This window comes from Mesorhizobium sp. M0633, assembly GCF_040320645.1.
In the GTDB taxonomy this organism is placed as follows: domain Bacteria; phylum Pseudomonadota; class Alphaproteobacteria; order Rhizobiales; family Rhizobiaceae; genus Mesorhizobium.
In genome coordinates this window covers 1-6,614 of sequence record NZ_JAMYQC010000079.1, presented here as the reverse complement: position 1 = coordinate 6,614, position 6,614 = coordinate 1, and the positions used below count along the sequence as shown (strand labels likewise).

Annotated in this window: 5 protein-coding genes and 1 pseudogene; 1 reads left to right on the top strand and 5 read right to left on the bottom strand. The window is 59.7% G+C overall.

Annotation, left to right across the window (positions count from 1 at the left end):
• The coding region (locus tag NKI47_RS34370; RefSeq protein WP_352596167.1) for a hypothetical protein at positions 1-200 on the top strand (200 nt) is incomplete at its 5' end.
• A gap of 294 nt (positions 201-494) precedes the next feature.
• Here the strand turns inward: NKI47_RS34370 and NKI47_RS34365 are convergent.
• The 5 genes and pseudogenes from NKI47_RS34365 to NKI47_RS34345 form a co-directional block, all read right to left on the bottom strand.
• Entirely contained in the window at positions 495-1,154 is a 660-nt protein-coding gene (locus tag NKI47_RS34365) for a hypothetical protein (protein WP_352596164.1), read from the bottom strand.
• Positions 1,141-4,221, bottom strand: a complete 3,081-nt coding sequence (locus NKI47_RS34360; protein ID WP_352596161.1) for an HsdM family class I SAM-dependent methyltransferase — start codon at positions 4,219-4,221, stop codon at positions 1,141-1,143. Before NKI47_RS34360 ends, NKI47_RS34365 begins: the two co-directional genes overlap by 14 nt.
• Positions 4,218-4,760: a hypothetical protein gene (locus tag NKI47_RS34355; RefSeq protein ID WP_352596158.1), complete on the bottom strand. Its 543-nt coding sequence runs from the start codon at positions 4,758-4,760 to the stop codon at positions 4,218-4,220. Before NKI47_RS34355 ends, NKI47_RS34360 begins: the two co-directional genes overlap by 4 nt.
• A 125-nt stretch (positions 4,761-4,885) precedes the next feature.
• Positions 4,886-5,644 (bottom strand): DUF309 domain-containing protein, encoded by a 759-nt coding sequence (locus NKI47_RS34350; protein ID WP_352596155.1) that lies wholly within the window; start codon positions 5,642-5,644, stop codon positions 4,886-4,888.
• An 860-nt stretch (positions 5,645-6,504) separates the two neighbouring features.
• Positions 6,505-6,614 (bottom strand): annotated as a pseudogene (locus NKI47_RS34345) (hydroxymethylpyrimidine/phosphomethylpyrimidine kinase); the annotation flags it as partial.

Below are 6,614 nucleotides of genomic sequence, written 5' to 3'. Positions count from 1 at the left end.
CCGTCCTCATCCGACAACAGCAACGCTTTCAACTCGCCTCTGCTCAGTCTAACGTCTCGATTGGTCATGGCACTTCCCCTTCCACGGGAATCGGTGATCGCAATGTCACCACCGTGCCATGGCCGCTCGCCCCTCAGAGCAAGCGCCGTTCTCTCTCCAAAACTTTTTGCAGAACCTTCAGCACACTATCCCGCGCGTGATGCGAATGATCGTGATCCCATCCTCGGCGCTCGCGTCCATGGAGACACGCTGCCCACGCTGCATCATGCCTCTACCCCCATCTTGTTCCAAGGCGGTCGGATCATCTCGATGAGCCTGCCTCGAGGCCGGCGGCCGTTGGTCGGGAGCCGGTTCCACCCCAGCGCCGGCGGAACGGCGATGTAGAGTGGTCCCGGGGCCCATCTGCTCGGCGGTTATCTCGTTCAGCCGCCAGCTTACCATGCATAACACAGCAGGGCTCACAAGGTGTGAATCAGCACCGAATGTTGACCGCTTCAGGCAGTATTAGCGGGCGCGGCCGGGACCATATCGACGAACACATGCTTTAGTCTGATCGTGTGGGTGCCGTTTTGAACCAGCGCGCCCTCCAGCACGGCCAATGCTAGGGAATGTGCAGCTTCAGCCGTTAGCCCCGCGGATTCACCGTAGGCCTTCCGAACGCGTGCATCTACGGCATCAACAACGGCAGAAGCCGGAAGTGCTAACACGTAGCCGAGCATAAATCCCCAGTCATGGCCGGCAGCATACTGACCCGTTACAAATCGATCGACGCCTTTGGCGACATAACTGCCGTTGAGTGTTGAATCACTTGCGTGAACACGCTTACATTCGACGGCTACATAGGCGTCTTCATCGCCAAACTGATGCACAAACTGCAAGGTGATATCGATCCGACCCAAAATTGACGGGTCGTCGCTTGCCATGTCTTCAAGCTCGTGTTCACCGCGTATTTGAAGGTTCGTCAGCCCCAGCGCCTTCTTGACTCGACGCATCGCCTTCCGAACGACAATCGTTGTCGGGACTTCGAGCATGCCGGCTGTTAGATGCGGCTTTGCCTCGTCACAGCCTTTGCAGAGGAGATCGACGACGGTCGCGATCTGATCACCCGAAAGCGAGAACGATGGAAGGCCAAAAGGGACATCAGGCGTGAGCAACGGTGCTTCCCCTCCGCAGCCAGTGGTCGGCGAGGATTACATCGGCGTCGTTCAGTCCGGCCGTGCGGGTCCAGTTTCGGATTTCGCTCGGCTTGAGAATGAAAAGATCGTCTGATCCATAAAGTCGAATTTGGCGCCGCTCGTTCAGGTAAGGCGGTATCGGAGCGTCAAATTGGCCCCGCAGGAGTGCGCCTAATGCATCTAGCTCCGCGGGATCGCCGTCGCGGACGACCGGCTCCCGACCGGGACCGCCTTTGGCCATTACGAAACGAACGGCTGTGATACCGGGCACGCCAGATGCCAAAACGGGCTTGGTCAGCCGCGCCGGGTAGATCACCGCTTCAAGATGGCGCTCGTCGCGAGCGCGTAGGTATGCGTCGACCGTTTTCGTGACCTGGCCGGCATAAGCACGCAACGCTTCTGCGCCCGGGGGCGTGATGAGACCGCCGCGCTCGCTTCGATTCTCGAAGATGAGGTAACGTGCGCGATCGATACTGTCTCGGGCGAGCGTTCGCTCATCCGCATCCAAGTCATATGCATCGAAAACAGCCTCATCGAGGGCTGTTAGGCGGACGGAGCTCGTGGGATCTGCCGCCGCCTTCTTCTCTGCTTCGATTAGCGCGTTCAGGAGGGCGGGATCGATTTTAGTCAGATCAGGGATGCGCAAAGAGAGGAGATCATGAGGCTCAACCGTTGGGCGTTCTAAGCCCCAGGTTGGCCCGCCGAATGCAAACTGGAAGGATGTGAGGCTAGAATTCAGAATCGCACTAAGCGCGAAGGCGTACTTTACATCGGCGCCGGCGAAGGAAACTCCGTAGAAGTTCTGCGTATACAGTACGTCGCGGCTACTGACCGCAGCGCTGTAGCGTCCACGCTCTGCGCCTGAGGCGTTGCCCACCTTGGAGCAGAGCAGGATCGGACCGAGGAAAATCGATTCACGTCGGGGCCGGTGCAACGTTGGATGAGTGAAATCGTCTAGTGAACCATAGTCGAGGCGGAACGCCGAGAATTTCTCCGGCGCCACGACCTTCAAATTTCGATAGCTGCTAGGTGGGGTGTTTGCGTCGCCGCGGACTTGGAAACCTTGACCTCGGTTGGCGGATGGGTCGCGCTCTAGCGTCTGCATCAGCACGTCAAAGCGTTGGAAGTCCTTCTCCAGGCGCTCGATGAGCCAGCCGTCACGAACCGTTCCGAAGGTCGCCGCTTTGAGGAAGGTAGGTGTCGCCAACACCCGCTTAAGCGGGATGGAACGGATTTCTCCGGGACCAAGGCCAAAGACCCCTGTCCTTCGGAAGTCCGGAGTCCATGGGATCGAGCCGACCAGCATGCGGTCTGCTTGGGGGCCTAGGCCACAGCGAGCGAAGAATAGCAGTGCGGGACCGACGGCGTCCGGGAAGAGATCCTCGCGACGAAGGTAAGAGAGATTGATCAGCGCGACTGGCCCGAGATGCTCCAAGAGATGGTTTCGCGCCGCGACGGCGTGAACATCTTTTGAGAAGAAGGGCGTGGCCTTCATCACCATGCCGACACGGCCATGGACACCGGCCAGTTCAGCACCAAGCGACAGGAATGCTTGGTCGGGGCTCCGCCTTGGCCGCAACGTCGACGAGTCGGATGTACGCCGCCTGTCGGCACCGAGCTCCTTCTTGACGAACGTCCATGGCGGATTGCCGACCACCGCGTCGAAGGTCCGGCTGGTGATCGGCGCAGGTAGTTTCTCGCCCAGAGAGTCCGCTTCAAACAGGGTGGTATCGATCAAGCGATCGAACTTCAGATCGCGGATGTCACTGATCGGCTGTTCGTCGAGCTCCAGAGCGGCGAGATATAGGCTGAACGCTGCGATACCAAGTGCCGCACGGTTGATGTCGACGCCAAAAAGCTGGGTGTAGAGAATGCGGCGAACGAGATCTCGGGTTGCGGGCTGACCCTCTGCAGCGCGCCACACCAGTCGACGAAAAGCTTCCACGAGGAAGGCGCCCGATCCACATGCCGGATCTATAATCGTCGCGTGTGACGACAGGCCCTCGAAAACGGGGTCGAGTGTGAGGTGGACGAGTTCGACTGGTGTGTAGTGTAGACCCTGCGATCGCGCCTCATCCGCCGCGCTCGTCCTCGCGAACTGCTGGTAGATCGAGCTGACAAGATCGACCGGAATGGCGTTGAATCGGAAGCGGAAGAGCCGACCCTGTCCAAGGCGGTCCGGGATAAGACTTCGTCCCTCCACGAAGTCGCGGATAAGTTCGAGATGCTTCGGTGTTAATTGCTCGTGCTCGGCGCCGGGGTCGTCCATCGGAAACAGGTCGCCGTTGAATGTGGTTCGCAGCCAGTCGAATAGGGCAAACGCGCTTGACGGCGTCGCGAACATTGCGCTGAGGTCAGCCGGCATCTCGCTTGGCAGGAAGGGTTGGGCAATCCCGCGATCCAGCAGATACCAAGTGAAGATACAGCGCCCGATGAACCGCTGCGCGATATCGCGCGCATGTGCGACAGCGCGATCCGTTTGCGGATCGTCGAGAGCCGTAAGGCGATCCTCTAATGCGGAGATCTCAGCGAGAAGTTCGCGGTCGACGCGATGTCGCCGGTTGATCTTCGACCCAATTGGACTGGCCCAGAATGCGCCGGTTTCGGTTGCGATGCGACCACATTGAATGTCCAGCGCGCGCAGGCGATCGGCAGACTGCAGAACGAAGCGATCTAAAGCCTGCGGCGCCTGACCCGCAGGCTCGGCAGCACGTTCGGGCGAGGCGTAGCAGTCGTAAAGGCGTACATCCGTAGGCGTGATAATCCAGAGAAGAGGCGCAATGCCAACATTCCACGCCGCTTCATGCCACTGACGAAGGTCGTCGTCTGAGGGCTCCGCATCGCCAGCATCTTTGAATATGCTGGTGGGAGCGTTCTGAGCTGAGAACACGGCACCGGCCCGCAGTCCTACTCGCTCATCTGAGAAGATCGCCCGCATCTTAGCTGCGCGCGGATCATCTGCCGGCACCAAACCCGGCGCGGGGAGGCCGTTGGAAGCCAGATAACCCGTCGCCTCCAGCGCCTGCTTGTAGGCGGCACTGGTCAAGCTGACCTCCTGCGAACGGGTGTCGCAGTCTCCCGAGGTTGACCGGCCGCGTCGACTGCTTTTGATTTGGCAGGAGCATCGATCGACCGGGCCGGGAACAGCTCTAGCTGCCCAGGCGACTTGGCGGGGTGAGGCAGCGAGAAGCCGCTCGACAAAACCTCGAGGTGCGGTTCCAGGCGGATGATTACCGCATCTTCAGCCAACGGAAGCCCGTCGGCCTCGTCCACAATGGACCATGCGCTATCGCCGCGCAGGACAAGTGATTTGCCCCAAAGCGCGATGAAGGAAGTGCGCTGGAAGCCCGCTTTGAGACTCGCGAAGAGGGCTTGATGTGGTTGAAGTTCGAAATGGAAACGATCACGGAGTAGGACCACAATGCGGAGCAGCAGAATTGTGTGCCATGTGAAGCCAGCCGGCGACCCTTTTCCTTTCGGCAGAACGTCAGCCGGGATAAGGGCGCGGCGACTCGTCCACTCTCGCAGGGTTACTGTCGAGAGGCCTGTGAGCTGTGCTGCAGCAGGCGTGGTTACAAACCGCATGTCGACCTTTGTAGATTGAGTCCTATACCCGATCTCGCTACGAAGAATGGGTATCAGACTCGATCTCCGCCGTAAACGGCGAGGGCGGCTGATAGGGATCAAACTCGCATTGGCATGCGACGTTCCTACGATCGGGGCAAGTTCGATCGCCATGAAGCCAAAGACCTCAGCAAAGGTTCAAAGCCGGATTCGCCCGGATTGCCTTCGAGCCGCTTTTCAACACGACGGGCCAGACAGTTCACTTCGCCCGCAAACGGAACGGTGAATCCACCGTCTTCTACGAATGACTGTTTCTCTTTTTTCGATCTGATCGGCGTTCCGCCGGAACCTGACCCGAGAATGAAATCAAACACGGCTTGGGGCTGACCCAGCGCTGTCGCCTGCGGGGCTGCCGGAATCCTTGCTGCGGCTTGGGCCTGTCCGGCAAATACTGCGAGTGACATGCCGAGCGCACGCTCGATAGTGCGATCCGGCGCGTTCATCAGCCGACGAAGGACCGCCGCGGCGCGTCCGGCATGACGCACCGCCGCCGCATGCTTGCCCTCGCGGATCTTCACGCCGGCCGCCGATAACAGGATCAATCCCTTGAAGAGCATCCGAAGCGGAGCGCCTCGATCTGCAACCTGCCAAAGACCTTCCCAAGCCTCATGGGCTTCCCAGTAATAACCATGATTGAAGAGGTCGATACCCCAGAGGAACATGTCCGAGTCAAGCGACGCCTCTTCAGCAATCTGAATTGCTTCGCTGTGATAGCTATGTCCTGCAGGATCGCGCACGGGATGCGGCTGCCGGCCGGGAAGATACGCATAGGACGGAAAGCTCTTTTCCGGTAGCCAGCGCGGGCGCAACGTCGAACCAATAGCCATCAAGACGAATAGTGTCACTTGGCAATTAATTACGATAGAGGCGATTTGGCCGCGACGGGCGGCCCCGCCGGCCGGGTGCCCCTCGTCCGGTACTACGGACCCCACTTGCGGGTTGTCTCCAGGTAGTCTCGTGCGCCTGCGCGTCTGCCGCCCAGCGCAGCTTGAAAAGGTGCTCCCGACCGAGCGGTGTCAGACGGGCCGCCTTGTGATTACAGCGCCGACGCACAGTCTGGCCGTACCGCGCGGCAATTTCGAGCGGCGAGCTTCCGCTAACGCCCACATTTGTCCGCTATTGCGGCGATGCATTCCTCGAGACGCTCCAGGCGGAATTTCGCAATACGAAGTTCATTCCCGGCTTCGAAACGTCGATGGCGCCCCTGAGGTGTGGTCGCCATGAGGTTGCGCTCCAGTTCGGCGATGTGCGCACGCACCTGTCGGGCATCGTCCTGACGCAATGCCTTGATCCACCCACGCCCGCGCATCAGTCTTCTGCCAGCACCCCAAAAGTCATGCGGAGTTATGCCACCGAGATCCTAATTTGCGGCAAGCCGAAACACTCGAAATTTAACGTCCGCTAATGCGAGGAACACGAAACAGTCCGGCAAAATAGTCAATGCAGCGGACACGATTATCCGAGGCGGCTATCGTCTTGCCAATAAGGCCGAGCCTGAACCGGAAACCGACCGGAGACATGTGCCAGGAGCGCGTCACGACGCAAAACACCGACCGGGGGATGCGGGCGAGAAGTCCGTGTCCGGTCGAATCCCTCCAAGAGAAAACGCTCGATGCGAAGGTAGCTCAAGCGGTCGCCTTTTGCGGTTGGCTGAACGTATTGGGAGGGCGCGGCAGACCGAAATGGTCTCTTAGCGTTGCCCCGTCATAGTCGTGCGCACGCCAATGGAAGCGATCGTCTCGATATCGCGTGCAATTCCAGCCCCACCGCTGGAGTCTGATCCGCCGACCACGAGCACATGCGGTTCTCGACTCA

What these genes read in the sequence shown, in the direction of transcription:
- NKI47_RS34355 (WP_352596158.1), bottom strand. Translation starts at nt 4,760, where the DNA reads ATGCGGTTTGTAACCACGCCTGCTGCAGCACAGCTCACAGGCCTCTCG.